General features: G+C 61.3%; 29 protein-coding genes and 1 pseudogene. 5 read left to right on the forward strand and 25 right to left on the reverse strand.

Going from position 1 to position 23,221, the window contains the following annotated elements; translation table 11 throughout:
* Positions 1 to 37 precede the first annotated feature (37 nt).
* Positions 38 to 1,819, reverse strand: coding sequence for a beta-L-arabinofuranosidase domain-containing protein (locus HNQ39_RS12325; protein WP_184196126.1), 1,782 nt, complete (start codon positions 1,817 to 1,819; stop codon positions 38 to 40).
* A gap of 179 nt (positions 1,820 to 1,998) precedes the next feature.
* On the opposite strand from HNQ39_RS12325, the gene HNQ39_RS12330 reads away from it, so the two are divergent.
* Positions 1,999 to 3,435: a S10 family peptidase gene (locus tag HNQ39_RS12330; protein ID WP_184196127.1), complete on the forward strand. Its 1,437-nt coding sequence runs from the start codon at positions 1,999 to 2,001 to the stop codon at positions 3,433 to 3,435.
* A 115-nt stretch (positions 3,436 to 3,550) separates the two neighbouring features.
* Here the strand turns inward: HNQ39_RS12330 and HNQ39_RS12335 are convergent, their stop codons facing one another.
* The 14 genes from HNQ39_RS12335 to HNQ39_RS12400 form a co-directional block, all read right to left on the reverse strand.
* Positions 3,551 to 4,057 (reverse strand): GNAT family N-acetyltransferase, encoded by a 507-nt coding sequence (locus HNQ39_RS12335; protein ID WP_184196128.1) that lies wholly within the window; start codon positions 4,055 to 4,057, stop codon positions 3,551 to 3,553.
* The gene (locus tag HNQ39_RS12340) at positions 4,054 to 4,554 is read right to left on the reverse strand and encodes a hypothetical protein (RefSeq protein ID WP_184196129.1); all 501 of its coding nucleotides are present in this window, start codon (positions 4,552 to 4,554) and stop codon (positions 4,054 to 4,056) included. Before HNQ39_RS12340 ends, HNQ39_RS12335 begins: the two co-directional genes overlap by 4 nt.
* A 12-nt stretch (positions 4,555 to 4,566) precedes the next feature.
* Positions 4,567 to 5,850 (reverse strand): glycoside hydrolase family 140 protein, encoded by a 1,284-nt coding sequence (locus HNQ39_RS12345; protein ID WP_184196130.1) that lies wholly within the window; start codon positions 5,848 to 5,850, stop codon positions 4,567 to 4,569.
* A 64-nt stretch (positions 5,851 to 5,914) separates the two neighbouring features.
* Entirely contained in the window at positions 5,915 to 6,508 is a 594-nt protein-coding gene (locus HNQ39_RS12350) for a toxin-antitoxin system YwqK family antitoxin (protein ID WP_184196132.1), read from the reverse strand.
* Positions 6,509 to 6,588: 80 nt separating this feature from the next.
* Entirely contained in the window at positions 6,589 to 7,356 is a 768-nt protein-coding gene (locus tag HNQ39_RS12355) for a metallophosphoesterase family protein (protein WP_184196134.1), read from the reverse strand.
* The gene (locus tag HNQ39_RS12360) at positions 7,343 to 7,774 is read right to left on the reverse strand and encodes a GNAT family N-acetyltransferase (protein WP_184196136.1); all 432 of its coding nucleotides are present in this window, start codon (positions 7,772 to 7,774) and stop codon (positions 7,343 to 7,345) included. The genes HNQ39_RS12355 and HNQ39_RS12360 overlap by 14 nt, the downstream gene beginning before the upstream one ends.
* A gap of 10 nt (positions 7,775 to 7,784) precedes the next feature.
* Entirely contained in the window at positions 7,785 to 8,396 is a 612-nt protein-coding gene (locus HNQ39_RS12365) for a hypothetical protein (protein ID WP_184196138.1), read from the reverse strand.
* 174 nt (positions 8,397 to 8,570) lie between these two features.
* Positions 8,571 to 9,167, reverse strand: coding sequence for a uracil-DNA glycosylase family protein (locus HNQ39_RS12370; RefSeq protein WP_184196140.1), 597 nt, complete (start codon positions 9,165 to 9,167; stop codon positions 8,571 to 8,573).
* Positions 9,168 to 9,361: 194 nt separating this feature from the next.
* Complete coding sequence (locus HNQ39_RS12375) at positions 9,362 to 10,216, reverse strand: NAD-dependent epimerase/dehydratase family protein (RefSeq protein ID WP_184196142.1); 855 nt, start codon at positions 10,214 to 10,216, stop codon at positions 9,362 to 9,364.
* Positions 10,217 to 10,267: 51 nt separating this feature from the next.
* Entirely contained in the window at positions 10,268 to 10,861 is a 594-nt protein-coding gene (locus HNQ39_RS12380) for a hypothetical protein (protein WP_184196144.1), read from the reverse strand.
* Between the two features lie 58 nt (positions 10,862 to 10,919).
* Positions 10,920 to 11,504, reverse strand: coding sequence for a hypothetical protein (locus HNQ39_RS12385; RefSeq protein WP_184196146.1), 585 nt, complete (start codon positions 11,502 to 11,504; stop codon positions 10,920 to 10,922).
* A gap of 45 nt (positions 11,505 to 11,549) precedes the next feature.
* Positions 11,550 to 12,401: a sugar phosphate isomerase/epimerase family protein gene (locus HNQ39_RS12390; protein WP_184196149.1), complete on the reverse strand. Its 852-nt coding sequence runs from the start codon at positions 12,399 to 12,401 to the stop codon at positions 11,550 to 11,552.
* A 152-nt stretch (positions 12,402 to 12,553) separates the two neighbouring features.
* Positions 12,554 to 13,153: a GDSL-type esterase/lipase family protein gene (locus HNQ39_RS12395; RefSeq protein ID WP_184196152.1), complete on the reverse strand. Its 600-nt coding sequence runs from the start codon at positions 13,151 to 13,153 to the stop codon at positions 12,554 to 12,556.
* Between the two features lie 7 nt (positions 13,154 to 13,160).
* The gene (locus tag HNQ39_RS12400; RefSeq protein WP_184196155.1) at positions 13,161 to 14,099 is read right to left on the reverse strand and encodes a phosphotransferase; all 939 of its coding nucleotides are present in this window, start codon (positions 14,097 to 14,099) and stop codon (positions 13,161 to 13,163) included.
* Between the two features lie 30 nt (positions 14,100 to 14,129).
* On the opposite strand from HNQ39_RS12400, the gene HNQ39_RS12405 reads away from it, so the two are divergent.
* A complete protein-coding gene (locus HNQ39_RS12405; RefSeq protein ID WP_184196159.1) occupies positions 14,130 to 15,209 on the forward strand; it encodes a hypothetical protein in 1,080 nt (359 codons plus the stop codon).
* Between the two features lie 4 nt (positions 15,210 to 15,213).
* Here HNQ39_RS12405 and HNQ39_RS12410 read toward each other — a convergent pair whose 3' ends face one another.
* The 10 genes and pseudogenes from HNQ39_RS12410 to HNQ39_RS12450 all read right to left on the reverse strand — a co-directional run bounded on the left by HNQ39_RS12410 (position 15,214) and on the right by HNQ39_RS12450 (position 19,594).
* Positions 15,214 to 15,726 carry a hypothetical protein gene (locus tag HNQ39_RS12410; RefSeq protein WP_184196162.1) on the reverse strand — a complete coding sequence of 171 codons (513 nt, stop codon included), beginning with the start codon at positions 15,724 to 15,726 and terminating at the stop codon, positions 15,214 to 15,216.
* Between the two features lie 5 nt (positions 15,727 to 15,731).
* Positions 15,732 to 16,157: an aspartyl protease family protein gene (locus HNQ39_RS12415; protein ID WP_184196165.1), complete on the reverse strand. Its 426-nt coding sequence runs from the start codon at positions 16,155 to 16,157 to the stop codon at positions 15,732 to 15,734.
* Positions 16,154 to 16,375, reverse strand: a complete 222-nt coding sequence (locus tag HNQ39_RS12420; protein ID WP_184196168.1) for a hypothetical protein — start codon at positions 16,373 to 16,375, stop codon at positions 16,154 to 16,156. The genes HNQ39_RS12415 and HNQ39_RS12420 overlap by 4 nt, the downstream gene beginning before the upstream one ends.
* Before the next feature lie 56 nt (positions 16,376 to 16,431).
* Positions 16,432 to 16,755 (reverse strand): ankyrin repeat domain-containing protein, encoded by a 324-nt coding sequence (locus tag HNQ39_RS12425; protein WP_184196171.1) that lies wholly within the window; start codon positions 16,753 to 16,755, stop codon positions 16,432 to 16,434.
* Positions 16,756 to 16,766: 11 nt separating this feature from the next.
* Positions 16,767 to 17,225, reverse strand: a complete 459-nt coding sequence (locus HNQ39_RS12430; protein WP_184196174.1) for a hypothetical protein — start codon at positions 17,223 to 17,225, stop codon at positions 16,767 to 16,769.
* 176 nt (positions 17,226 to 17,401) lie between these two features.
* On the reverse strand, positions 17,402 to 17,866 hold the full coding sequence (locus HNQ39_RS12435) for a hypothetical protein (protein WP_184196177.1): 465 nt from the start codon (positions 17,864 to 17,866) through the stop codon (positions 17,402 to 17,404).
* A 120-nt stretch (positions 17,867 to 17,986) separates the two neighbouring features.
* Positions 17,987 to 18,520 (reverse strand): GNAT family N-acetyltransferase, encoded by a 534-nt coding sequence (locus tag HNQ39_RS30570; RefSeq protein ID WP_343075967.1) that lies wholly within the window; start codon positions 18,518 to 18,520, stop codon positions 17,987 to 17,989.
* Positions 18,506 to 18,958: pseudogene (locus HNQ39_RS30575) on the reverse strand (GNAT family N-acetyltransferase); the annotation flags it as partial. The pseudogene HNQ39_RS30575 and the gene HNQ39_RS30570, both read right to left, overlap by 15 nt.
* Entirely contained in the window at positions 18,955 to 19,236 is a 282-nt protein-coding gene (locus tag HNQ39_RS12445; RefSeq protein WP_184196183.1) for a hypothetical protein, read from the reverse strand. The pseudogene HNQ39_RS30575 and the gene HNQ39_RS12445, both read right to left, overlap by 4 nt.
* Position 19,237: 1 nt before the next feature.
* The gene (locus HNQ39_RS12450; RefSeq protein WP_184196185.1) at positions 19,238 to 19,594 is read right to left on the reverse strand and encodes a hypothetical protein; all 357 of its coding nucleotides are present in this window, start codon (positions 19,592 to 19,594) and stop codon (positions 19,238 to 19,240) included.
* 63 nt (positions 19,595 to 19,657) lie between these two features.
* On the opposite strand from HNQ39_RS12450, the gene HNQ39_RS12455 reads away from it, so the two are divergent.
* From HNQ39_RS12455 to HNQ39_RS12465, 3 genes are all read left to right on the forward strand, one after another.
* Positions 19,658 to 20,830, forward strand: coding sequence for a PQQ-like beta-propeller repeat protein (locus HNQ39_RS12455; protein ID WP_184196188.1), 1,173 nt, complete (start codon positions 19,658 to 19,660; stop codon positions 20,828 to 20,830).
* 164 nt (positions 20,831 to 20,994) lie between these two features.
* Complete coding sequence (locus tag HNQ39_RS12460; RefSeq protein ID WP_184196191.1) at positions 20,995 to 22,416, forward strand: aldehyde dehydrogenase family protein; 1,422 nt, start codon at positions 20,995 to 20,997, stop codon at positions 22,414 to 22,416.
* Between the two features lie 61 nt (positions 22,417 to 22,477).
* On the forward strand, positions 22,478 to 23,215 hold the full coding sequence (locus tag HNQ39_RS12465) for a hypothetical protein (RefSeq protein WP_184196194.1): 738 nt from the start codon (positions 22,478 to 22,480) through the stop codon (positions 23,213 to 23,215).
* Positions 23,216 to 23,221: the final 6 nt, after the last annotated feature.

A 23,221-nucleotide genomic window follows, 5' to 3' on the forward strand; every position in this document is an offset into this window, starting at 1 on the left:
CGCGGCTGAGGGACGAAGCCACTGCAGACGCCTCATTTCATGGGGCGGATGACGTCGCGACAACCGGGAATTCCGCGACTCGGAGGAGTGTCGAGCCATACGGAACCAGCGTGAGTTCCTCCGCGGGCGTCGTGACCGCAACGGGGGAGGGTGGCAGCGGTCCGGCGGCGTGTTTTTCGAGCCCCCACTCGGGGACGCGGTGCCCGGTCGCTTTGATGGTCAGCGTCTCTTTGTCCAGCACCAGCGGCTTGCTCAGATCGAGCGCATAGTTCCACGGCGTGGTCGGGTGCACCTCCCGATCCGCCCACGGCTCCGGGCCATCAGGACGCACCTCCTCCCCGATCTTCAGCCCAAAGAGCAGCGACCCTACGTAGATAGAAACGCCATCATTCTCTAGGCCCGTGACAACTTGGACAACATAACTAAGATTGAGAACAACAGGTGAGCCTAACTGGAGTGTTACTGCGGCAAATCTCCCCGCGCTGACAGGGTTCCCATTCAGCATTGCGTTCTCTACTGAGGCAGGAATGGGAAGCCGGAGTATTGCTTCACCAGAGGTTGCTGTGATGGTGATGGTCTCTCCATAGGGATAGTTCGTCTCAACCGAAAACGAAACGGAATCTGTGGTGACGGTGCAGGGAGCCAGAGAGAGGGCTACAAGTGCACCATCTTCGCACTGCATCCAGAGATGGCTGGTGAGCTTGGGCCAGCCTTGGTGAAAGTTCGCGGTGCAGCAGCCGAAGTTAGGCTCAAGCCCGAAGAGATTGGAGCGTGGGCCATTGGTCGTGAAGATCGTTTCCTCTTTGGTTTTGGAGTCGGTGCACAGCACTTGGTTCACTTGCTGATCGTACTGGTGTCCCCACATGTCATCCGTGAATGTCGCGGGGAGGGCGTTGTAGGCAATTCGTTCAAACCGGGAGGACAGTAAGATATCGCCATAGATTGCAAAACACTGCTCCAAGGAGAACATAGCCTCGACAACGGCACAGAGCTCGGTGCCTTGTGATGGGGATTTGCCGGCAAGGGACTCATCACCACTGAACATCCCATTCGCCTGACCATGATAGAGACCTAAGTGAAGTATCGCATCCTCCAAATGGCTAATGTCAGAGCCAGGCCGATAGAGCGATTCTTTCAGAGCCATCCCATGATTGACCACATGGTTCTCCAGTGTCCATTTCGTTGCCTTGTCCGTGTGCTCGAAGTTCTCGAAGTGCGCTTGCCAGTTGTAGCCTTGCTCGGCGGCGAGGGTGAGCAGGTCATCGAGCCAGGCTTCGCCGGTTTGCTCTTTCAGCCACTTAATCGAGATCGCCAGCTCCATCCAGCGCATCTTGGCCCAGTCCCAGAGCGGGGTCTCTTGCATCACGTCGTGGATGCGCCGCATGGCCTTGAGCATCGCGGGGACGATGCGCGGGTCTTTTGTCGCTTCGTGCCACTGGGTGAAGACTTTAAAGAGAATAAACTGCGGCCAGGGATCATTTTTTCTTTCTCCGTGGCTCTCGTTGGCGGTGCGCGGACCAAACCAGCCGTCGGCGTGCTGGCCGGCGAGAATGAGCTCGATCCACTCGGTCGCCACTCCGATTAGGTGCTCGTCTTGGAGGAGGAAGGCGAGCGGGACAAAGCCATCGAGCCAGTAGGGGACGCGCTCCCAGCCCTCGGCGCTTCCCCCGCGCCACTGGCTGTCCTTGATGTCCGGCCAGAACTCGTGCAGGTGCCCGCCCAGCCCGTCGGCTTGGGTCTGGAGCTGTTTCTTAAGCCAGCCCGAAGGCAAGATCGCCCCGAGCGGCAGGGGCTTGGCAAACGGCGTTGTGGTGCTCATGAGAGGCATTCTACCGGGGATTTGCCGGGGGCTGCCGGGCATTAAAATACCCGGCAGAAGGGAGGGAGCGTCCCGTGGACGCGGGAGACGCTGGGACTTCGCGCGTCCACGGGACGCTCCCCAAAATCCGAGGCGGGTATTTTAATGCCCGACAAATCCCCGACGGGTATAATCCGGCCATGAGCGACGAGAAAAAGCCCGACGAGGGCGCAAAGAAGAGTGAGTTTGTGGAAGAGACACCGGTGGTCACGCAGCATGAGGTGGTGCTCGGTGGCAAGACCATCCAGTACTCCGTGACCGCGGGGCGGATGCCACTGAAGAACGCCAAGGACGAGATCGAGGCGCAGGTCTTCTACATGGCCTACACCAAGGACGACGACCGCCCCGCCAAGGAGCGCCCGCTACTGATCTCCTTCAACGGCGGCCCGGGCTCGTCGAGTGTCTGGCTACACCTGGGGACGATCGGTCCCAAGCGTGCCGCCCAGCTCCCCGATGGCAGCCTGCCGCCGCCACCTTACGCGGTCGAGGACAACCCGCACACCTGGCTGGAGCAGTTCGACCTGGTCTTTATCGACCCGGTGGGGACGGGCTTCTCGCGTGCAAAAGACGACGAGACGGCCAAGAAGTTCTGGGGCGTCCAGGGCGATATCGAGAGTCTTGGTGAGTTTATCCGGCTCTTTATCACCCGCAACAAGCGCTGGAGCTCGCCGCTGTACATGGTGGGCGAGAGCTACGGAACCACGCGCGGCGCGGGGCTGGCGGGATACCTTGCCGACAAGGGAATCGCGCTCTCGGGGCTGCTGCTGATCTCTACCGTGCTGAACTTCCAGACCCTGCGCTTCACGCCCGGCAACGACCTGCCCTTCATTCTCTACCTCCCCACCTACGCCGCGACCGCCTGGTACCACAAGAAGCTGGCCAAGATCATCCTCAACAAGCCGGTGGAGAAGCTCATCAAGGAAGTGGAGACCTTCGCGATGGGCGAGTACGCCACGGCGCTGCTCAAGGGGGATCGCCTCCTTCCCAAGGAGCGCATCAAGCTGATCGCGACTCTTGCTAAGTACACCGGCCTCTCGGAGACCTACCTCGACCGCAACGATCTTCGAATCGAGCACTGGAGCTTCTGCAAAGAACTCCTGCGCGACCGCGGAGTCACCGTGGGCCGCCTGGACAGCCGCCTCACCGCGCAGCAGGGCAACGAAGGCGGTGCCCACCCGGATTTTGACCCGTCGCACGCCGCGATCTCCCCGGGGTACACGGCTTGCTTCAATAGCTATGTCCGTGAGCAGCTCGGCTACGAGTCGGACCTGGAGTACAACATCCTCGGTGGGCTCTACGGCAAATGGAACTGGGGTGATGGCAATAACTTCACCGACACGGCAGGGGCGCTCAAGTCTGCACTGACCAAGAACCCGTACATGAAGGTCTTTGTCGCGCAGGGCTTTTATGATCTGGCCACCCCGCACGCCGCCGCCGAGTACACCTTCGCGCACATGGGTCTGCCCGCCGTGCGCAAGGCCAACTTCACCCAGTGCTACTACCCATCGGGGCACATGATGTATATCGAAGAAGGCTGCCTGGCGCAGCTCAAGGCCGATGTCCTAAGCTGGCTGTAGGCGGGGCCGGGGGCTGAAAGTCCCCGGCAGAGGGGAAGGAGCGTCCCGGGGACGCGTGGAGTGAGTTGTGTTCTGCGCGTCCTCGGGACGCTCCCCAAAATCGGAGGCGGGGATTTCAACCCCCGACAGCATGCCCGGGGAGCAACAACTCGTAGTAGATCTCTTGCTCCTCGGTGCCGTCGTGCCAGGTGTGTGGCTCGCGGTGGGTTTCTTGAAAGCCGAACGCTTGGTTGGCGCGCATCGACGGTGTGTTCGAGGCGCGGTGCCCGACCACAAGCCGGGTAAAGCCCTGCTCGCGTGCCCAGTCGAGTCGTGCTTGGTAGAAGAGGCGCGAGAGCTTTTGGCCGCGGTAGGCGGGCTTGAGATAGCTGGCGATACACATCGCCGTCGTGGGATCATTGGGATGGGCGAGGATGCCCGTGAGACCAATCAGAGACGTGTCGTCGTAGAGCAGGAAGACCGCCTTGCTGGGGCCGGCGCTCCACGTGCGCCACTGGGCTTCGTCGTAGACACTCTCGCGGGCGTAGCTGCTCCCAAAGACACCCGGCTCGGACTGAAGCGCCTCTAAGCGAAGGGTGCGGACGAGCTCCCAATCGTCTTGTGTGGCAAGCTGCAACTTCATCGGATGGCCTCTTCGAGGCTGCGCCAGCGGGTGGCTTGCTCGGCGGCGGGGATGGACTTCTTGTCCCAGCGGCGCAGGGTCTCGGCGCGCCAGGCACGGGGGATGCTCTCCTCATACGCCGCGATCCAAAGGCAGGCTGCGCGGAGCTTCTCCCGGAGCCGCTCGCCGTCGTCCGGGGTGGCGGGGTAGAGGAGCTCGGCATCACGCACCGTCCAGATATCCGGCGGCAACTCCGACGGCGCGAGGCGGATCTTAAAGTCTTGCCGCAGGAGCCAGAGGCCATCGTAGAAGAGCCCAAAGGCCCAGAGCGTGGCGGGGGGCTGGCGGTAGCGCGAGAGGTCTTTCTCCGCCGCGTGGTGCTCGCGGACAAAGCCTTGGGCGAGGAGCAGATTGCCGTCGCTGTGGCGGATGTCCTGCCCCCAGCACCAGCACTGCTGGTCCAGTAAGAGCTTTCCCTCACGGATCACCGCAGGCGGCACGCGCCAGATGGATGCCATCGACAGCGCGACCTAGTCCTCGTCGTCTTCTACCAGCTCGGCGGCTTCCAGGCAGAGGACCCAGTCGTTGTGGCGACCGGAGGTGGGGGAGGCAACCGTGACCTCGCCGACGCAGTCCACTTCGTCGTCGTCGACTGCGATTCCGGTTCGGGGATCGAGCCAGCTGACGGCGGCCATCTCAAAGCCGAGGTCGTCGATAGTGAGGGTGAGCTCGCCGCCCTCGGGGAGGTAGCAGAGCAGGTAGCTATCGCCAGTGAGGCAGCGCGCGCCCGTGCCGTCGGTGAGGATGCGCTCCTGAGCGGGGACTCCGGTGGTGAAGTCGCGCTCTTCGAAGAGCGAGCGCAGGTGGCGCACCTGCCAGGCCCCGGAGAAGTGCAGTGCCTCGCTCCAGTGCGTGTCGGCGTAGGCGATCGCGGCATGGCGGCTGGGATCAAAAAACTGCCAGACATCCTGGCAGCCGTAGGTGACCCCGCACGCCCCCGCCAGCACCGAGCGCCAGAGCGCCGAGCGCACGTCGTCGTCTCTAAAGCGGCTCGTATCCGGCTTCCAGTTGATCGGGTGGTTCTCGTAGCTGGGCTCGGCATCGAGGGTCGGCTTGGCGGGCGCAAGGGCGTAGTCCTTGTCCACCATCGCCGCGTTGTCGATCCGCCGCGCCCCGTGGCCCGATTGGATCATGTTGAAGTCCAGCCAGTCCTCGGTGTGGAACGCATCGCTGGAGTGGCACCCGCCCTGGGGATGGAAGGTAATGAGGTGGTTGGGATCGGAGTCGCGCAGGGCCTGACCCAGCTTGCGAAACGTCTCGCGCTCTTCGTCGGTGGTCGGCTTGCGGTCTCCGCCGTTGATCCAGATAATATTCTCGCGGTGGAGATAGCGCAGCCCCAGCCACTTGCCGTAGGCGTAGGCATTGGTGGGGTTAAAGACCACTGGCCCCGTCCCCCAGGCCTTCACTACCTTGTCGCCCCACGTGGGCAGGAGCCCCATCATCAGCCCGAGGCTCTCGGCGTAGTCTAGCACAGCGTCCACATGGGCGAAGTACTTCTCATTGGGCTTGGTCGGATCGAGGTCGTGGAGGGGCAGGTCGCCGTTTTGGTTGGGCTCGGTCAGGCCCTCGAACTCGGCGAGCAGAACCGCCTGAATCACCGTGAAGCCCTGCTCCGCGCGCACGTCTAAGTAGTGCTTGGCCTCGTCGAGTGTCAGCCGGTGAAACAGCTCCCAGGCCGTGTCGGCGAGGTAGAAAAAGGGGGTCTGGTCGTCCCACTGAAGAAAGCGGCCATTGTCGGTAACGCGGAGGTTCATGGACGCATTTTACCTTGCGGGCGGCTAAAGCGGCCCGTTGTTGCGGCAAGACCCATAAATGGGCCTACAGGTTTAAGGCTTCTGCAATCTCTCGTGGGAAAGTCCGATCAGGATTGTCCGCTTCAGGTAAGAGGGAAGGCAAAGTGTTGTCTTGAGCAATGGCGTGGAGATAGAGTGGTTTACCGACACGCTCGCCGTGGAGCCAGTAGCGAGAAAAACCACGTGCCAGCTTGCCTTTCTGATCCCAGAGTCGCTCAATTCCGTGGAGCTGATCCTGATACCAGTGCTTCTCAGCTCTAAGTTGGCCATTGGAAAATTGCCACTCATAGCCGTGGAGCTGACCGCTTACAAAGTTGTAGGCTTCCGCTAGGCTGGTGTTGCCGTCTTCATCTTCGGACCACCAGAGATCGAAACCACTCCCCTGTTCCATTGTGTAGGTGCCTAGGAGTCGGCCCTCATTAGCCCACTGGTAGGCGGTACCGTGTTGTAGTCCCCGTTCGTAGGGCTGTGCAGAGATCAGGTTTCCCTTTGTGTTCCAGAAGTACTGCCAGCCGTGCTTGTTGCCGTTTTGAAAAGCGTACTCGTTTGCCGGAAGCCCACTGGGATGCCAGAGACGAATCCCGACAAGCTCGTCCTCGATGTAGTACTCTGCCCGCATAGGACATCGCCCCTCCCCGCGTGCGGTGACTTTTTCCCGGGCTGTGGGGGGAATGCACGAGTGGTAGGCTGTCTCACGAGTCATGGTGTGGCTCCGACAAAGATCAGCACGCGGCTGTCGGTGTTGCAGAAGAGGTTGGTGCCTTCGGTGTGGAAGGGCGTGGGCCAGTAGCAGTGGCCAAACACGACTAGTAAATCGTCTTCGTACTGGAGCTGCTCGTTGAGGGCGCTCCAGCCACGGTGCCGCTCGGTGGGGCCTTCGGGGCCTTGGTGGAGCAGGAGAATATCGGCCTGGGGGCGCGTGGCTCTCTCGACCGCACGCAGAAACTCTGTCTCGGTCTTGCGCTGGTTGCGCTCTGGGTTGCCCACAATCCCGCCGACACCGCCCACCGTGAGCCCCGCGACCGAGGCTTTCGTGCCATCAAGCAGTGTCACTTGGGAAGCGATGGCCGCAGGCGTGGCCTCGTCGTGGTTGCCCAGCACGGCAAGTGTCTGGGGCGCGAGGGGGGCGAAGGCATTGAGCACCGGAGTGATATCGCCGGTTCCGCCGCGCTTGTGGCAGTCGGGGTAGTCGTAGAAGTCGCCCGCCAGCAGGCAGAAGTCCAAAGGGGGGACTTGCCCGAGCTCCTGGAGAAGCGCTAGCTCCTCGGCGAGCACCTCACCCAGGAGCCGGTTACGCTTGCCCTGTTCGCGGCCTTGGAGGTCGGCGGTCACCAAAAAACAAGGCGCGGTTTTCTTCTCCCAGGCGTAGCGCACCAGAGCAACCTCCAGCAAGCGCCGCTCCGGCTTGTCCGCCCCCGACGATAGATAGCGGATCGTGTGGATTGTCTCGGGATCAGAGAGAGTCATGTCGTCGTAGCCAGGTTCCGATTACCTTGCTCATGCCAACGGTCTCCTCAGTGTAGGCGAGAGTGGTGTACAGAGGGACAGCATCTTCTGTAAATAAGGCCACATGTTGCCCAGAGAGCTTTGCTTCCAGTAAGGCCATCATCGCGGTGGCAACTCCTTGCCGTCGATAGGCAGAGTAGGTCCAGACATCGACAATGTAGGCGTTGCAGACTCCATCGGAGAGGGCGCGTGCGGTGCCGATAGGCTGCGGGCCGGCATAGGCGATAACGGTCGCAAAGCTATTGCGAAACGACTCCTCTAGCTGCTCCGCCGTTCGCCCATTATGGAAACGATCCGCGATCAGCAACGCCCTAAGCTCCTGCCAGTCGACAGCAGAGAGATCGGTCTTATACAAAATCGGTACTTCTGGCTTGGTCACAGTCTTGCTCCTATAGGTTTGGCAGGGAGAGGATCAGCGCATGATCTTGGAGGAAGCGTGCGGTGACCGCTTTTCGGTAGCGCACCAGGTTGGCTTGGACCGTCTTGAGGTGCGTGTCACGGGTCTTGCGCAGGGTGGTGCTGGCTTGGGGGGCCTCTTTGGCATCGTGCGTCGCGGCGACTAGCGCGGCGGTCTCGGCGACAAGCTCCGCGTGGGTATAGCCGCCTTGAAGGGTAAGGGGTGGCGTAAAGTCGGGAAGGGAGGCGGCATTGAGGCGTGCCCAGAGATCTGCCATATCGTGGATAGTCTGCTCCCAGAGGCTGTCATTTGCAGTCATCGAGGGAATCAGCGGCAGCGCGGCGGCAAACTCCGTCTCGGCAAAGTCGGCGAGCACCGTGGCCCGGAACGAGCGCAGGCGCTCACGAAGGCTCGCACGCAGCGCCTTACGGCGGCTAATCGCGGTCTCGGAGCGGTTCATACTTTGCGTAACCGCTTGCGCATTGGCCTCAAAAGTCGTGCGATCTGCGGCGAGCGCCGCCACATCATAGCCCCCCCGCAGCGTGAGTGCGTCGGGTGCAAGCGCTGCATTCACTGCAAACCAGTGCTCAAGAAATCGGCTCATCACCGCCGGTGCATCTTTCACAGAGACGTTTGGCATCACAATACTCCTGTATATGGGGGAATAGGCAGGTAAAAAACAATCGCCTTGACGTTTCTTCTGCCATAGCGGAGTATATCCAAAATTAGGAAAGTTAAAACTAATGCTCCTCAAGTTTGAAGCATCGCGAGAAGTTTCTCAGAAAATAGAAGCGTTTATACCTAGTACTTCCGCGACACGCAAGCGCAAGGCGGGGACGATGTCTTCGTCGAACCAGGGATTGCGCCGCAGCCAGAGATTATTGCGCGGGCTGGGATGGGGCAAGGGAACGACACTCGGCCAGTGGTCACGCCAGCCTTGCACAATTTCCGTGACCGAGCCGCGCACCGTGGGCAGGTGATAGGCCATGGCATACTGCCCGATCACAAGCGTGAGCTGAAGATTTGGCAAGTGCGCCAGAAGCTTCTTGCGCCAAGCCGGGGCGCACTCAGGGCGTGGAGGCAGGTCGCCGGACTTGCTGGTGCCGGGGTAGCAAAAGCCCATCGGGAGTAGCGCGATTTGGTGCGGGTCGTAGAAAACGGCGGGCGTGATCCCCAGCCAGTCGCGGAGCCGCTCCCCGCTCGGGTCATCGAAGGGAATCCCCGACGCATGGACGCGCCGCCCTGGCGCCTGCCCGACAATCAGAATCTTGGCATCGGAGTGGCACTGGAGCACCGGGCGCGGCCCGTGCGGCAGGTGCTCCGCGCAGAGCGTGCACGCACGAACGTCGGTGAGGAGTACATCGAGTGGTGTCATCGTGTTTTCCCCCCGGTTGGAGCAGGGGGACTGGAGAGCGTCGCGTCCCCCCCCGGTTGGAGCGGGGGGGCTGGAGAGCGCTACGCGCTGCAAAGCCCGTTCCGGGCATGGGAATTTGTATGGCCGAAGGCCTTCCCAGCGGAGCTTGCGACGCTCGTTGACGCCCCGCTCTCACCGGGGCGATCTAACCGAGACTACGCATCCCGCCACGAATGCGCCGCCTTCCACCCAAGGACGCGCTCGGCCTTGCTGCAGTTAAAGACACTCTGGAACTCCCCATGGCCCTCGGCCAGGAGCGCGAGCGCCTCGTTGCCGTAGTGGTCTTGGAGAGCGTTGTGGAGCGGCGTGTCCAGGCAGGTATCCGCTGCGGCGATCAGAAATACCTCGTGGCCCGTGGTGTCGGCCTCGATCGCACAGCGAAACGCCGTGGCGACATCGCGCACATCGATGTAGCTCCAGAAGTTGCCGCTGCCGCCGTGCGGGTAGTTGGCCCGGCGGTCGGCGAGCCAGGTGTAGGTCTCGGGGGTGATGACATTGTTGATGCGCAGGGAGACAATTGGCATCTCGGGGTAGCGCACGGAGAGCGAGTCGGAGATTACCTCGCCCAGGTACTTGGAGAGCGCGTAGGCATTGGGAGTCGTGGCGCGGTCCTCCTCAGCAAAGGGCAGGCGCGGGGGGAGCTGGGTGGTGGTCAGCCAGCCGGTCGCCATCTCCGACGATGCATAGACAAGGCGCTTGACCCCAAAATCGCCGGCAGCCTGGAGCACGTGGTAGGTCGAGAGCGTGTTGTTGGCAAAGACTGTCTGCCGTGGGTCCCCGCTGGGGGCTGGGTTGGCTGCGACATGACAGACAAAGTCGGGCTTCACCTGCGCAAAGGCATCGTAGACCTCGCCCGCATTGCAGAGATCCACTTTGATAAACGCGCCGGGGAGCCCCTCTAAGCGCCGCTGATCGAGGTTGGTCACCTCGTAGCCCGCCGCTACCAGCTCGCGGACCACATAAGAGCCCGCCTTTCCACTACCGCCCGTCACAAGAACTTTCTTACTCATGGCACGATTGTACCCCTTGCCCAGGGAAGTTCTGTGACGGGCAAGTTTGTGCTAGAGGTGAATCCCCAGGCTCAGGCTGTACTGGTCGGCGCGCACCCCGCTGAGCGAGCCGAGACCGGTGTAGCGCGCCTCGATAAATGCCTTGCTTCCCAGCGGAGTTCCGAGCAGAAACGAGGGGACAAAGCGGGTGCCACTGAGGTTCTTGATCGCGAGGGGGCCATCGGCGCTGGTAGCACGTGTTGTCGAGCGGGTTGCAGAGAATATATCCGATGCCGCGGGCCCGGGGACATCGAGCTTGAGGCTTGCCACGCCCAGCCCAAAACCGTAGTAGCTCCGTGCCCCCGATGTCGTCGGAGCGCGCTCGACGTAGGAGAGGCCCGTCGCCGTGAGCGTGTTGCCCTGGCCCTCGCTGAGGAAGTGGGTGAGCTCCCACGACGGCACCCCGACCTGGCGCTGACTGCCCCGGCTCGCCGTCCCAAGACCGATAACCAGGCCGCTCTCGGAGATGCCTTTGCGGGTGCTCTCACTCAGGAGCGAGGTGCCACCCGCAAAAATATAGGTCCCCGATGTTAGAACGGGCTCCTCGGCGTGTGCCATAAGGCCGGTGAGCAAGAGCGCCGAAGCGCTGAGAATAAGACGATTCATCAAGAGAAGTTCCTTTCTTCTTAAACCAATAAGGCTCCGCAACTTCTATGCTATCGTATTATTTTTTTCCTTTGGGAGGCTGCCAGGCATCTAGGCGTGTAAGCTGATCCGGGGTGAGGAGTGGGCGTAGTTTGGCGCGGGCATCGGTCATGACCTCACGGCTCTTATTGGCAGCGTCCTGGCGGGCATCGGGATCGCTGCGGTTGGCGCGGGCACTTTTCTGGAGCTCGGTGAGCTTGTCCTGGAGCTGGTCAAAGATCGGGGTGACCTTGACTTTCTGGTCGGCGGTGAGCTGGAGGCTCTCGATCAGCTCCCCAAACATCGACTTGCTGGCCGGCTCTTTCTTTCCCTTCTTGGCCTGCTCCAGCGCCTCTTTAAACTGGGCTTGCTGGTCAGGGGTGAGAGTGGCGAGGATATCGGCCTCCAGCTTGAGGGTGATCCCCTCCAGCTTGGTGCGCTGGGGATCGGTGAGGGTGAGGCTATGGACCGCCGCTGCCAGAGCCGCGAGCTGACTGCGGTCGCGGCTACTGGTGCTGGCGGCGGTGCTCTTGCTTGCCTTGCGGGCTTGCTTGTCGGGCTTCTGTGCGTGGGAAGGCAGGCTTAGAGCAAGAAAAACGGTGGAGAGAAGAAGGATATTTTTCATGTCCTCACCGACGAAAAAGCCTGCCTTGGGGTTCACTCCGCTTGTCTAGGCGCGCCCCTCTTGCTCCGCGGTCAGGAGCGGGTTACCGTCTTTGGCCTTGGCCGCGGCGAGCCCCTCGGCGGCCTGGCGCTCCCAGAGCAGGCGGGAGAGGACCCGGCGCACCATCGCGAGCTGCACGGCGATCTCGGCGTACTCGTTTTGCTTGGAGTGGTGCTCAACCCCCCAGCAGCCCGTGTAGCCCGCATCCAGGAGGAGTGCCATCTTCTCGGCCAGGCAGGTGTGGGTGACCCGGGCATCGACATGGGTGTGCACCGCGTAGGGCGCGAGCCGCCGGTCGCCTTCGTCGGGGTCGCCCAGCTCCCAGTGCCCGATGTGCAGCAGGATCCCGTAGGCCGGGTGCGCGACTGTCTTGGCGATCGCTTCCATGTTGTCGGCGATCAGCGAGATGCCCCAGTGGGTCTCGGGGCCGACCGAGAAGCCATGCTCCTGCCCAAAGACACAGTACTCACGGAACTGGTCGGAGACAATCTCCAGCTGCTCGGGGCTCATGTGCTCTAGCTTGCCGCCGGTGTCGATCCGCACGGTCTTTGCCCCGAGGGTCGCGGCGACTCTTAGGTGCTCAAAGGCCAGCTCGCGGTTCTTGGCGCGCGCTTCAGGGCTATCTTCCCAGACATGGCAGCCATCGGCGTGGTAGTTGACCAGGGTCAGCTCGCGCTCGTCAAGCCCCTGGCGCACCTTGCGGATCAGCGCGCTGTCCAGCGAGGGAAGCAAGCCGTTCCAGATATCGGCGGTGTCGAGGCCGAAGCGGTAGCGGCAGCTCTCCAGGTAGCCAAAGATATCGATCTTGCCCTCGGAGAGGAGCCCGTGGACACTGTAACCTGCGATAGAGATCTTCATTGTTGTTTTTCCTTCGAGGGGTTGAAAATCCCTCGCTAGAGGCGCTGCGCGCCCAGGGCCCTCTGGGCCGGTGAATGCGCCGTTCGGTAGGACGTCCGGCAACTTGTTGCCTTCAGCGAGGAATTTTCAACTCCTCGCACACCCAGGTCGTTTTAGCGGCTCAGAAACGGCCGCACCGCCTCGGCGAGGATCTTGTAGCCATCGGCGTTGAGGTGGAGCTTGTCGGTGATAAAGAGCTCGGGGCGCGGCTCTCCTGTGGGGCCAAAGAGCTTCTCGCGCACGGGGATAAAGTCCACCCCGTTGCGCTGGCAGAGGCGCTGGATAATCCGATTGGTCTCCACGACGGCATCGCGCTGGGCCCAGCGGCTGGGGCTGCTCGTCAGCTCGATAAACGAGAGCCGGGTGCGGGGCAGAAGCTGGCGGACGGTGACCACGAAGTCGCTGAAGTCTTGGGCCACCTGCCGGGGCGTCCGCTTGGCATTGATGTCGTTGGTTCCCGCAAAGAGCACGATCTGGCGCGGCTGGTAGGGGAGCAGGATGCGCGGGGCAAAGTGGGTCGAGTCTGGGAGCTGGGAGCCGCCAAAGCCCCGGTTGAGCGTGTTGTAGCCGGGGAAGTCCTTCTCAAGGCTCTTCCAGATACGGATGGTCGAGCTTCCGACAAAGACAATGCCGCCGGGGCGTGGGAAGCGCTTGCGGTCCGCTGCCTCGAAGGCCGCGATCTCTTTCTCCCACTGTTTCGGGTTTGCTTGCATGGGCCAATTATGCCACACTTTGCGCTCGTGCGCGGGCTTTCATCGCGAGCTCCTCGATGCGGCGGGGGCAGCGGTCGATTGCCCAGCGCACGAGATCAAACGCCTTGAGAAGCGCCAGATCTTGCACCTGAGCAAGGAGCGCCGCCCGCGTCTCAATCGGCCAGCCGTAGCCATCGAGAAACGTCCCAAGGAACTCGTCGGGCACATTCAGCAGGTCGTAGTGGGGGACGACATGCGCCTCAGCACAGCCCCAGTCGAGGAGTACCAGCGTGCCCTCTGGGGTAAGGACCGTGTTGCGCGGCGATAGGTCTCCATGACACAGCCCCAGCGCGACAGGCTGGCTCTGGAGCGCGGTGAAGCGCGCCACGATGAAGTCGCGCTGGTGGGAGGCGTAGACCCCTAGCCCAAGCAGGGCATCGTTTGCGGTGAGGCTATCAAGGTTGTAGCGCACAAAACGCTGCCACCCGCGCTGTGCCGGTGTTGGGCAAAAGACCGCCACGCTTGGGGGAATGTTGGAAGGGGGTGGAGGAACGAAGGAGAAGATATCCGCCGACTCGCCAAATCCCGCGAGGGAGCAGGTGTGAAAGCGTCGGGCGTAGCCGCCCAGAGTGTGCCAGAGAAGGTGGGGCGCAAGCGTGCTCTGCGCCCCATTCACTCCCTCGATATAGCTTAAAATCTGGTAGGGCCAGCCGTCGTGGATGCCGAACTGGAGCACGAGTGGGCTGGGAATCCCGAGGCGGGTGGCCTCCTCCAAACACCAGAGCTCTTTGGTGTAGGATGCCTCCGCGCCCGCTCTGTCCTCAGGCTTAGGCAGGCGCACGACGATCCGTTTTTTGGGGAACTGGGCCACGAAAATATCGTTGACGCTTCCAAGGCCCGGTAGCGCTTCGATACGTGTGGCGGCTTGGCCGAAAAACTCTCGGGCGATGGCTTCCGCGCGAACCATAGCCCCCATCCTATCAGGTATGCTAACACCATGAGTACTGTTTCTCCCGGTGCGATCCAGGCCGCACAAGATGCTCTCGATGCCCATGTGCGCGAGATTATCGCCTGGCACTTCTCCCCCGAGACCGGCTGTCCTTTCTGGCTCGACTGGGCCAAGTCCGCCGACTTCGACCCGATCAAGGCCGTGACCTGCGCTGCGGACCTGGCCAAGTTCCCACACTTCCAGGACGAGTGGCTGCGCGACCTGCCCAACGAGGTCTGGGTGCCCAAGCCCTACACCGGCCGCCCGTTCTTTGTCTTTGAGACCGGCGGGACCACGGGGATGCCCAAGCAGCGGATCGGCTGGGACGACCACAAGCACGACTACGAGGAGTTCTCAGCAGGCCTCGACGACAAGTTCTTCCCCAAGGGCGGCAACTGGCTCATGCTCGGCCCCACCGGCCCACGCCGCCTGCGCCTCGCCATCGAGCACCTGGCCAACTTCCGCGGCGGCTCGTGCTACCACACCGACCTGGACCCGCGCTGGGTGAAGCGCCTGATCGCCGATAAAGAGTTTGAGACCGCCAAGAAGTACAAGAAGCACGCGGTCGAGCAGGGCGCGACCTTGCTCAAGCACCGCAAGATCAGCTGCCTCTTCACCACGCCGCTACTCCTAGAGGCGCTGGATGAGTATGTCAATGTCCCCGATGCCGGAATCAAGGGAGTCTTCTGCGGCGGGACGTCGATGAACCCGCAGACCGTGCGCTTCCTGATCGAGGAGATCCTCGACAACCGCGCTCAGTTTGTCCCGACCTACGGCAACACGCTCATGGGCCTCGCCCAGAGCCGCCCGGTGACCCGCGAGGACAACTACTCCATCACCTACCACGCCCCGCAGCCCCGCGCCGTGCTCCGCATTGTCGATCCCAACGACACCCAGACCACCGTGGACTACGACACCTGGGGCCGGGTCGAGCTCTCGACCCTCACCAAGGAGTTCTTCATGCCGCGCTTCCTGGAGCGCGACGAAGCCCTGCGCCGCCAGCCCTGGGGCCGCTTCGCCTGGGACGGTGTGGGGGAAGTGCGCCCGTTTGGCGCACTGGAGACCAAGGCCATCGAGGGCGTCTACTAGAGACTTACCAGGAGCCCTGGAAAGAGGTTGGAGGGAGCGCCCAAGACTTGGTGCGCTCCTTTCCTTTTTCTGACATCATCTCGCCTGCCTCTACGGAAAATTTGCCATCTCGAAGAGCGAAGCGGAAGCTGTCATTGTCGTTGTTTTCATAGGCACTGACCCGAAGGTGTTGTGGCTTTTCACCCCTGCGCTCCATAGGAACAATGGTGACCCAGCGTGGGTATCCTTCGACATCTCGCCAAAAATAGCTCTGTAGCTGGCCAGGGTAGAGCGCTTCCAGCCGACGGCACGTCTGGTGGTACAAGTCCTTAATGGTGCTTCCTTGTGCGGGATGATCGTAGGTATTGATATGCAGATCCCATGAGGAGAGGGGGCCGAGCTGTGGGCGGTTGGAGTCGTGAAGGGATTGGATGAGGTCTCTTGCCACCTGAACGTCGGAAGGAGGCTTGATCACATAAAAGATGGCAATCACAAGACTGACGGCGAGTGCGGCAATGATGATTGCAGGTTTTTTCACGAAATTCACCTCGTGGCTGGCATCACTTCAAACATGGACTGAGAACGGAAGAAGCAGACGTTGAATTCCTGGAAGAAGTTAACTTGGCCTAGAAGTACTCGGACGTGGTCGGTTTGTGCCCACGCAAAAGCAAGTCGAACCGGTGGAAACGAGGCGACGGTTGCCGAAAGTACGACACCACGGGCAGGAATCTGTGCGAGATTTCCTGCAAGTGTGATGGTGTGGTGCTGGTCTTCCCAGCTTAAACCTAGCTCCAGTCCTAAACTATAGGGAAGAACATTGATAGAAGCACCTGTATCCAACATGCCCGCTGTTGCAAGTTGCTGGCTCTGATACGAGAGGAAGAAGGGAAGCAGGGGAACGAGGCTAGAGCCAGGAAGATGGGGATTCGCATTCACGAACGGGAATGTGGCAGGCTCCAACTCTGTCACATTCTGCCTGCCTTATCGTCCTCAAGCAGTTTTTGCAACGAGGCAGCTGCCTCATGGTTCTCCGCGGGTGTCCACACGGGATAGGAATTTTCGAGGACAACACCTGCTTTTGTCAGCTCTTCTTGCTGGGCTAGCTCAGCGAGAAGCTCTTGCACGAGCATAAATTTCTCCTGGCGTGGGAGGGCATGGAGCGCAGGACGTAACTCGGTCAGGGACATGTCTGATTTTATCACTGCCTTGAATGCATTTACGACGCCGGTGCCCTTTTCTTTTGTTAGGGACGAGCACCGTGCGCGATCAGTAGCTGCCGCATCTGGGGATTTTGGGTCCAACGGATCATTCGGTAGTCGCTGTGGAGAGGGCCACCATCGAAAGGATCGCGGCCCATAAGGCGGTAGGCTGTTGCCTTGAGGTCATAGCCGGACCAGAGTGCGTTGGGGTCTACGCCTGCGTCCAAGAGCTTCTCGACCTTGGCGATATCGTTTCTGCTGATGGCTTCGGTGAGGGCATAGTCGCGCTCGTTGCGCTGCCAGAGGAGCGTGCTTCCTAGCAGAAAAAAGCAAAAAAGTACCAAGATGAGCCGCTTGATATATTTCATGGAAGTCCGGCCTACTCCGCGAGTTTTTTGAGGCCCGCTTCGATGGTCTGCGTGTTTGGCCCCTCACGGAGCGCGATCCCGAGGTCGGGGCGGGTGAGGGCTTCGTTGACCTTGGGGGCCATGAGGATCGTCTTGCCCAAGCGAATGACGATGGTCTTATGGAGCGCTCCTTGGGTGAAGGCGGTGAGCTTCTTGGTGTCGTCGGGAGTGAGCCGTACCTGGATCACCGACGCTTTCGATCCCTTCGGCGAGGTCGTTTGGGGGGTGGCACTCTCCAGGTGGGTGAGGGAGAGCTCGGGTGTCGCGGCGATATAGCCTAGCTTGGGATAGTGCTCGGTATCGAGAAACTGCCCTCCCTCCACCTTCGTGGCGCTTAGCGTGTAGAACGTCAGCGGAGTGGGCGGCGCGCTCTTCTGGCACCCGGCAAGGACGAGGAGCAGCAGAGTAAGCGAGGTGGTGAGGGTGCACATATGAGGATTGTACTTCTTTCAAAAGTGTCCGCAACCACCAGAGTTCCGGCTTAAGAGGGCGACGGCTGCCTTCGCAGCCAACCTAACCTACTGCGTCCGCAGGGACGCGTCGCCCTTGCAAGCCCGAGGACTCGTTCCTCGGGAAACTCTTGAAAGAGGTTGTTTCTTTCTTTGGGTTAGTGCTTCGTGGCGTAGTGTAGCCAGGAGCTCTCCGGGAGACCTGGGCCAGGCTTGCCATCAACCGCCGTGACTTTCCCCTGGTGGACGATCTCTTTGAGCCCATCGGGGCCATCCGTGGTGAGGAGGCTATTGCTCTCGACACACATCCAGGAATGATTGACCTGTACCCAGGAGTGCTTGCCGGTTCGCACCAGGAATTTCCCTAGATACTCTCCCTTTTGAATGCGCTGCCAGCCCGGAGCGAGCTTTCTTTCGGGAGCGGAGCTATTGGTCTGAAAGCGACAGTCTGCCGAGAGAGGCTTGATCTCGACCAGACCGTGCCATTTGGAGAACATCAGGGGGACATCACCACCGGCGACGGCGATTTTTGTTCCATTCAAAACAACCAGTGTCATGACCACAACCAGCATCAACTTTTTCTTCATCACGAACTCCTCGACTGCTGTTTTGGTAGGGGGCATCTCTGCAGATGGCTCTCTCCCCTCTTTAAGGTGGTTCCAAGCACGGTAGAGCGCTCGTATAACTTGGCAACCGTTAGGAGATAGTTTACCCTAAGAGTCGTGTTACCACTCGTAGCGAGTCTAGCCTTGGGTATCACCGACTTTGGTCCGAGTATGGAGAACCTCGCCGTCGCGCAGGCCGAGCTCTTGGAAGCCACTACGGAGTGCGACCCGGCGGGAGGCGGTGTTGTCGGGGGCAGTGAGCAGCTCAAGCTGCTCGAAGCCGTATGTCTCGAAGGCGAGCTGGCAGGCCAATGCGACTGCGCGGGTGGCGACCCCCTTGCCACGGTGCTCGGGGTAGGTCCAGTAGGAGAGATTGGCCGTGCGCCTCTGGCTGTCGCTCTCAAGCGGCTGGAGCTCGCAGCCGCCGAGGAGCGTGGACGAGTGCGCGTCGCGGACCGCGAAGGGAAAGCGCACCCCGCTTAGGCGCTCCTGCTCCCAGCGCGCCAAGACCGCCTCGGCGTGCGCGACGCTGGGGACAAAGTCTGCGGGGAAGTCGAAGCGCAGGCGGTGCTCGGGGTCGTGGTCACCGGCGCAGAGCACCGGGGCATCGGTGGCGGCGAAGCGGGTCAGGCGCACCGTGCCATCGCTACGCGCGGCGAGCGTGCGGGTCATAAAAGTGCTGTTGGGATCGTCTTTGTAGGCGGCAAACGGGCCGCAGGCCACAAACCCAAAGCGTGTGTAGAGCTGGTGGGCCGGCGCAAAGAACGGCTGTGAGCCCGTCTCCAGGCTGAGGCGCATGTAGCCCCGCTCGCTGGCCTCGTCGAGGACATGCGCAAGGAGCCGCGCGGCCACCCCGCGCCGACGAAACGCCGCTGCGGTGCGCATGGACTTGAGCTCGCCGTGCTGGGGAGTCAGCTCCTTCAGTGCCGCGCAGCCCGCCAGAGTGCCGCCGTCCCAGAGCGTCCAGAACGTGAGCTCAGGCTTTCGCAACCCCTCTAAATCCAGCGCGTGCACACTCTCCGGCGGCGAGACCGCCCGCATGTCCGTGAGGTGCTCCTCCAAGAGCTGCGCGACCTCGGGGCGGGTTAAGTTGTCGAGCTGAATGGTCATGCGGGTCTCTCGGTGGGCTTCTTAAGAAAACCGAAGTAGAAGCAGAGCAGAAAGAAGACAAAGTGGATCGCGCTCCGTGTCCCTGCCAGCTCCGGTGTCTGGATCATCGCTGTTCCTAAGATCGGGACGGAGACTTTGGCTAGCGAGAGGTAGAGCAAGACGCCACTACTCACGAAGAATGCCCCCGCAAGAAACTTACGCACCTCGATGCTCTTTTTGACAAAATAGAGTGTCGCACCCCCGAGGAGAAGCGCGGCGATTGCGTAGAGGATAAGCACTTCAGATTACCTCCGGCGTGGAGCGTAGCGTCTCCAGGGCTTGCTTCAGGCGATCGTAGTCGCAGGGCCTGAGCTCAATCTCACTAATTCGCCCACTTGTTCGGCGAAACCGGACGATCAAGCGGCGTTGCCCCCACACTGTTCCCCCATCGCGTATCTCTAGAATATCGCTGGGCGCGATCTGGTGCTCTAGGTCGTAGAACTCTGAGAATAGCTTAAAGAGGGCGAAGACTGAGGTCACTTGTAGCCCCGTGGAGGTGACGCGGATCGTCAGCGCATTTGAGGCACCGAGGCCAACTTGGTTGTGATCGAGGGAGCTACCTGAGGCAAATTTTTCCTCATAGAGAAGGATAGACATTATTACCTGCTTCACTGTTGCTTCGGAATGGGGTCAGTATAGCATCTCAGGTAAAATGGGCGCATGCAAGACTGGACACGGTTTCGAGGACCCAATGGCACGGGGATCGGGCAGCCCACGGGAGTCGCGGCGGATTTTACGGACAAGGACGTTCGCTGGAAGGCGACTCTCCCCGGCGAGGGGCACTCGTCGCCGGTGCTCATGGGCGAGTCGTTGTTGGTGACGGCGGCCCAGCGCGAGGCGGGGAAGCGGCACTTGGTCTGCCTGGACACCAAGACCGGAAAAGAGCGCTGGCGGCAGAGCTTTGACTTCAAGGTCTACCACACCCACGAGCTCAACACCGCCGCCAGCGCGACTCCCACGGTTGACAAAGAGCGGGTCTACGCCACCTGGCCTAGCGACGAAAACTTTGTGGTGACGGCGCACACGCTGGCGGGAAAGCCGGTCTGGCAGCGGGAGTTTGGGGCCTTTCCCACCCAGCACGGAGGCGCATCGGCCCCGATCCTCTACGACGGTATGCTGATCTTCTCCCGCGAGCCGGAGAACGCGCCGGGCGGGCTGGTGGCGCTGGATGCCAAGACCGGACAGACACGCTGGGAGGTGAAGCGGCCCAGCAAGGACGCCCCCTACGCGGTTCCGATGCTCTACCAGCCCGAGAAGACCGCCCCGATGCAGCTGCTCTTTGCGAGCACGGCCCAAGGGATCACGAGTGTCGAGGCCGCAACCGGGAAAGTCCTCTGGGACCTGCCAGGGCTCTTTAGCCTGCGCTGTGTCGGCTCCCCGATCTTCGCGGGTGGGCTGATCTTCGCCGGGACCGGGGTGGGCAATGGCAGCCGGCTCTTTGTGGCGCTGAGGCCCGGTGCAAACGGTGGCAAGCCGGAGCTCGCCTGGAAGCAGACCCGCAACACGCCCTACGTTCCTTGCCCGCTCTATGCCAATGACCTACTCTTCCTCTGGGGCGATGGCGGCGTGGTCCACTGCGTGAAGCCGACGACTGGGGAGACGGTCTGGCTGGAGCGTGTGGGCGGGAACTTCTATGGCTCGCCCGTGTTTTGTGAGGGGAAGCTCTGGGCGACAAGTAATAAAGGTGAGCTGGTGGTGATCGCCGCCGAGAAGACCTTCAAGATCCTAGGCCGCCACGACCTGGGAGAGGGAACCAACTCGACGCCCGCCTTTGGCGAGAAGACGCTCTACCTGCGCACGCTGAGCCACCTCACTGCCGTGAGCGGGAAGTAGTCGCCCTGGTTGGAGCGGGGCGTCAACGGGCGTCGCAGACTCCGCCGCAAAGGCCTTCGGCCATCGGGCTTATTTATGGCCGAAGGCCTTTCCAGCGTGAAGCGCTCGTTGACGCCCCCTTCCCACGGGGGCGGTCCAACAGGACACATTAAAGGAATCCAAACATGTCATTGCCGTATCTACCGACCCTGCGTCGGGGCCAAGTCTACGAGAGCCTGGAGAAGGCCGAGCTCAAGAGTGTCAAGAGCGGGGAGCTTGTCGCCCATGTTGGGCAGGTCAACGCGGGCGTGATCCGCCGTGACCTACGCAAGCCGTCGCGTGCCTGCCTGCGCGATATCCCTGTCGCACGGCTCCTAGAGATCTGCGCCGACGCCGGCAAGCACTTTATGGAGTCCGCGCTCCCGCTGGGCGATGGGCAAGTGCAGACCCCCGACGACTATATCGCGCAGCTGGCGGCGACCAGTGGCCTACCGCACGTCATGATCCGCCGCAACATGGCCAAGATCAACCAAGTCTTCACCCAGATGCCCACCATCCTCAAGGGCCTCACCCGCGGGATGCCCTTAGACGTCCTAGACAACGGCTACGGCGAGCAGAACGGCGTCCCCGTGAGCTACTACGCCACCACCGCGGCGCTGGGAGTCGTGCTTCCGAGCAACTCCCCGGGCGTCAACTCGCTCTGGATTCCCTGTATCGCCCTCAAGATTCCGATCGTCCTCAAGCCAGGCCGCGAGGAGCCGTGGACCCCGTTTCGCATCATCCAGGCGTTTCTCGCCGCCGGTGCCCCGCCCGAGGCATTTAGCTTCTACCCCACCGACCACGAGGGGAGCGCCGCGGTGATGGAGCACTGCAAGCGCGCGATCATCTTCGGCGATCAGGCGACGGTCGAGCGCTACGCGGGCAACCCCGGTGTCAGTGTCCACGGTCCCGGCTGGAGCAAGGTGCTTATCGGCGAGGATAAGATCGAGCGCTGGCCGGAGTTTATTGACGTCATCGCATCGTCGATTGCGGACAACGGCGGCCGCAGCTGCATCAATGCCAGCGCCGTGGTGGTTCCCAAGTACGGCGCTGAGATCGCCGATGCACTGGCCAAGAAGCTCGCCGCTATCGAGCCGCGCCCCGCCAGCGATCCCGATGCCGTTCTCTCGGGCTTTGCCAACCCCAAGATGGCCGAGTGGATGGATGGCGCGGTCACCGATGGCCTGAAAACGTCGGGTGCGGAGGATGTGACGGCCAAGTACCGCACCGGCGAGCGCTTGGTGGAATTGGATGGCAGCACCTACCTGCGCCCAACCATCGTCCGCTGTAATAACTTCCAGCACCCGCTCTCCAACAAGGAGTACCTCTTCCCCTACGCCAGCGTGGTCGAGGTGCCTCAGAGCGAGATGCTCAGCCAGATCGGCCCCTCGCTGGTCGTCATGGCGATCACCGAGGACCAGGCCTTCATCGACCAGCTCTTCGACTGCCCGCTCATCGACCGCCTCAACCTCGGCCCCATCTCCACGATGGTCACGTCGTGGGACCAGCCCCACGAAGGCAACCTCTTCGAGTTCCTCTACAAACGCCGCTCGCTCCAGCGGGCGTAGTCCCTCCTCCCCAGCCCCTCCTCCCGAGAATCGCGGGAGGAGGGGAGAGGTTTTTTTCCTTATGTCGACCATGGAGCGCTATTTTTCGGGTGAGTGCGAGGCCGTTTGGGCAGAGCTAAACTGTGGAGTGGACCGCTTTGGAAAGCCGATCTCTACTGAGGATGCCGAGGCTGTGGCATGGGAAACCATGCGCCGTGTACGGCACAACATCGAAATTCTTATTCCTCGACTTACCGAAATGGGCTATGACTTTGGAAACCATTGGTTGAAGTGGCCTTCTGAGCGAATTGGGATACCTTGGTTTCGGGGTGCACACGTGCCACCAGATGCAAATATTGAGGAGAAAATTGCGTTTTGGGAAGCGAAAGCTGGTTCAATCCCATTGGCGCTAAAGGCGTTTTGGAGAGAGGTTGGCAGTGTTGATCTTTGTGGCATCATGACTCACTGGCCGCGTTCCTGCCATGACCCGCTGATGGTTTGGCCAATCGATGAGGTGTTTGAGTACTATGAGTACTCCAAATACAGTCATTCTGGCCAGCCGCCCTACACATTTTGTGCATCAATATCCGTGGATGATGTCATGAAGTACACACCTGCTGGTGGAGCTGATTACTTTATTGATCTCCCTGAGGCATTGGCTGACCCTCTTTTAAAGATTGAGCCCAATCGAACGACCTTTGTGAATTACCTCCGTATTGCCTTCGAGTGGGGCGGTTTTCCTGGGTTCAAGCAACTTGGTTATAAGGATGCTCCGATGGAGGATATTGCAAAACTCCGTGAGGGACTTTTGTCCATTTAGTTATTG

This window comes from Armatimonas rosea (assembly GCF_014202505.1).
Classification (GTDB): Bacteria; Armatimonadota; Armatimonadia; order Armatimonadales; family Armatimonadaceae; genus Armatimonas; species Armatimonas rosea.

Bases quoted from the DNA above. Each gene is read 5' to 3' on its own strand.
- HNQ39_RS12380 (WP_184196144.1), bottom strand. From the start codon at position 10,861: ATGAATCGTCTTATTCTCAGCGCTTCGGCGCTCTTGCTCACCGGCCTT.
- HNQ39_RS12450 (WP_184196185.1), bottom strand. From the start codon at position 19,594: ATGTCTATCCTTCTCTATGAGGAAAAATTTGCCTCAGGTAGCTCCCTC.
- HNQ39_RS12340 (WP_184196129.1), bottom strand. From the start codon at position 4,554: ATGGCATCCATCTGGCGCGTGCCGCCTGCGGTGATCCGTGAGGGAAAG.
- HNQ39_RS12390 (WP_184196149.1), bottom strand. From the start codon at position 12,401: ATGAAGATCTCTATCGCAGGTTACAGTGTCCACGGGCTCCTCTCCGAG.
- HNQ39_RS12400 (WP_184196155.1), bottom strand. From the start codon at position 14,099: ATGGTTCGCGCGGAAGCCATCGCCCGAGAGTTTTTCGGCCAAGCCGCC.
- HNQ39_RS12365 (WP_184196138.1), bottom strand. From the start codon at position 8,396: ATGAGCCGATTTCTTGAGCACTGGTTTGCAGTGAATGCAGCGCTTGCA.
- HNQ39_RS12355 (WP_184196134.1), bottom strand. From the start codon at position 7,356: ATGACTCTCTCTGATCCCGAGACAATCCACACGATCCGCTATCTATCG.
- HNQ39_RS12435 (WP_184196177.1), bottom strand. From the start codon at position 17,866: ATGCCCCCTACCAAAACAGCAGTCGAGGAGTTCGTGATGAAGAAAAAG.
- HNQ39_RS12350 (WP_184196132.1), bottom strand. From the start codon at position 6,508: ATGCGGGCAGAGTACTACATCGAGGACGAGCTTGTCGGGATTCGTCTC.
- HNQ39_RS12455 (WP_184196188.1), top strand. From the start codon at position 19,658: ATGCAAGACTGGACACGGTTTCGAGGACCCAATGGCACGGGGATCGGG.
- HNQ39_RS12430 (WP_184196174.1), bottom strand. From the start codon at position 17,225: ATGTGCACCCTCACCACCTCGCTTACTCTGCTGCTCCTCGTCCTTGCC.
- HNQ39_RS12420 (WP_184196168.1), bottom strand. From the start codon at position 16,375: ATGTCCCTGACCGAGTTACGTCCTGCGCTCCATGCCCTCCCACGCCAG.
- HNQ39_RS12385 (WP_184196146.1), bottom strand. From the start codon at position 11,504: ATGAAAAATATCCTTCTTCTCTCCACCGTTTTTCTTGCTCTAAGCCTG.
- HNQ39_RS12460 (WP_184196191.1), top strand. From the start codon at position 20,995: ATGTCATTGCCGTATCTACCGACCCTGCGTCGGGGCCAAGTCTACGAG.
- HNQ39_RS12345 (WP_184196130.1), bottom strand. From the start codon at position 5,850: ATGAACCTCCGCGTTACCGACAATGGCCGCTTTCTTCAGTGGGACGAC.
- HNQ39_RS12405 (WP_184196159.1), top strand. From the start codon at position 14,130: ATGAGTACTGTTTCTCCCGGTGCGATCCAGGCCGCACAAGATGCTCTC.
- HNQ39_RS12375 (WP_184196142.1), bottom strand. From the start codon at position 10,216: ATGAGTAAGAAAGTTCTTGTGACGGGCGGTAGTGGAAAGGCGGGCTCT.
- HNQ39_RS12325 (WP_184196126.1), bottom strand. From the start codon at position 1,819: ATGAGCACCACAACGCCGTTTGCCAAGCCCCTGCCGCTCGGGGCGATC.
- HNQ39_RS30570 (WP_343075967.1), bottom strand. From the start codon at position 18,520: ATGACCCGCACGCTCGCCGCGCGTAGCGATGGCACGGTGCGCCTGACC.
- HNQ39_RS12465 (WP_184196194.1), top strand. From the start codon at position 22,478: ATGTCGACCATGGAGCGCTATTTTTCGGGTGAGTGCGAGGCCGTTTGG.
- HNQ39_RS12395 (WP_184196152.1), bottom strand. From the start codon at position 13,153: ATGCAAGCAAACCCGAAACAGTGGGAGAAAGAGATCGCGGCCTTCGAG.
- HNQ39_RS12330 (WP_184196127.1), top strand. From the start codon at position 1,999: ATGAGCGACGAGAAAAAGCCCGACGAGGGCGCAAAGAAGAGTGAGTTT.
- HNQ39_RS12335 (WP_184196128.1), bottom strand. From the start codon at position 4,057: ATGAAGTTGCAGCTTGCCACACAAGACGATTGGGAGCTCGTCCGCACC.
- HNQ39_RS12370 (WP_184196140.1), bottom strand. From the start codon at position 9,167: ATGACACCACTCGATGTACTCCTCACCGACGTTCGTGCGTGCACGCTC.
- HNQ39_RS12425 (WP_184196171.1), bottom strand. From the start codon at position 16,755: ATGAAATATATCAAGCGGCTCATCTTGGTACTTTTTTGCTTTTTTCTG.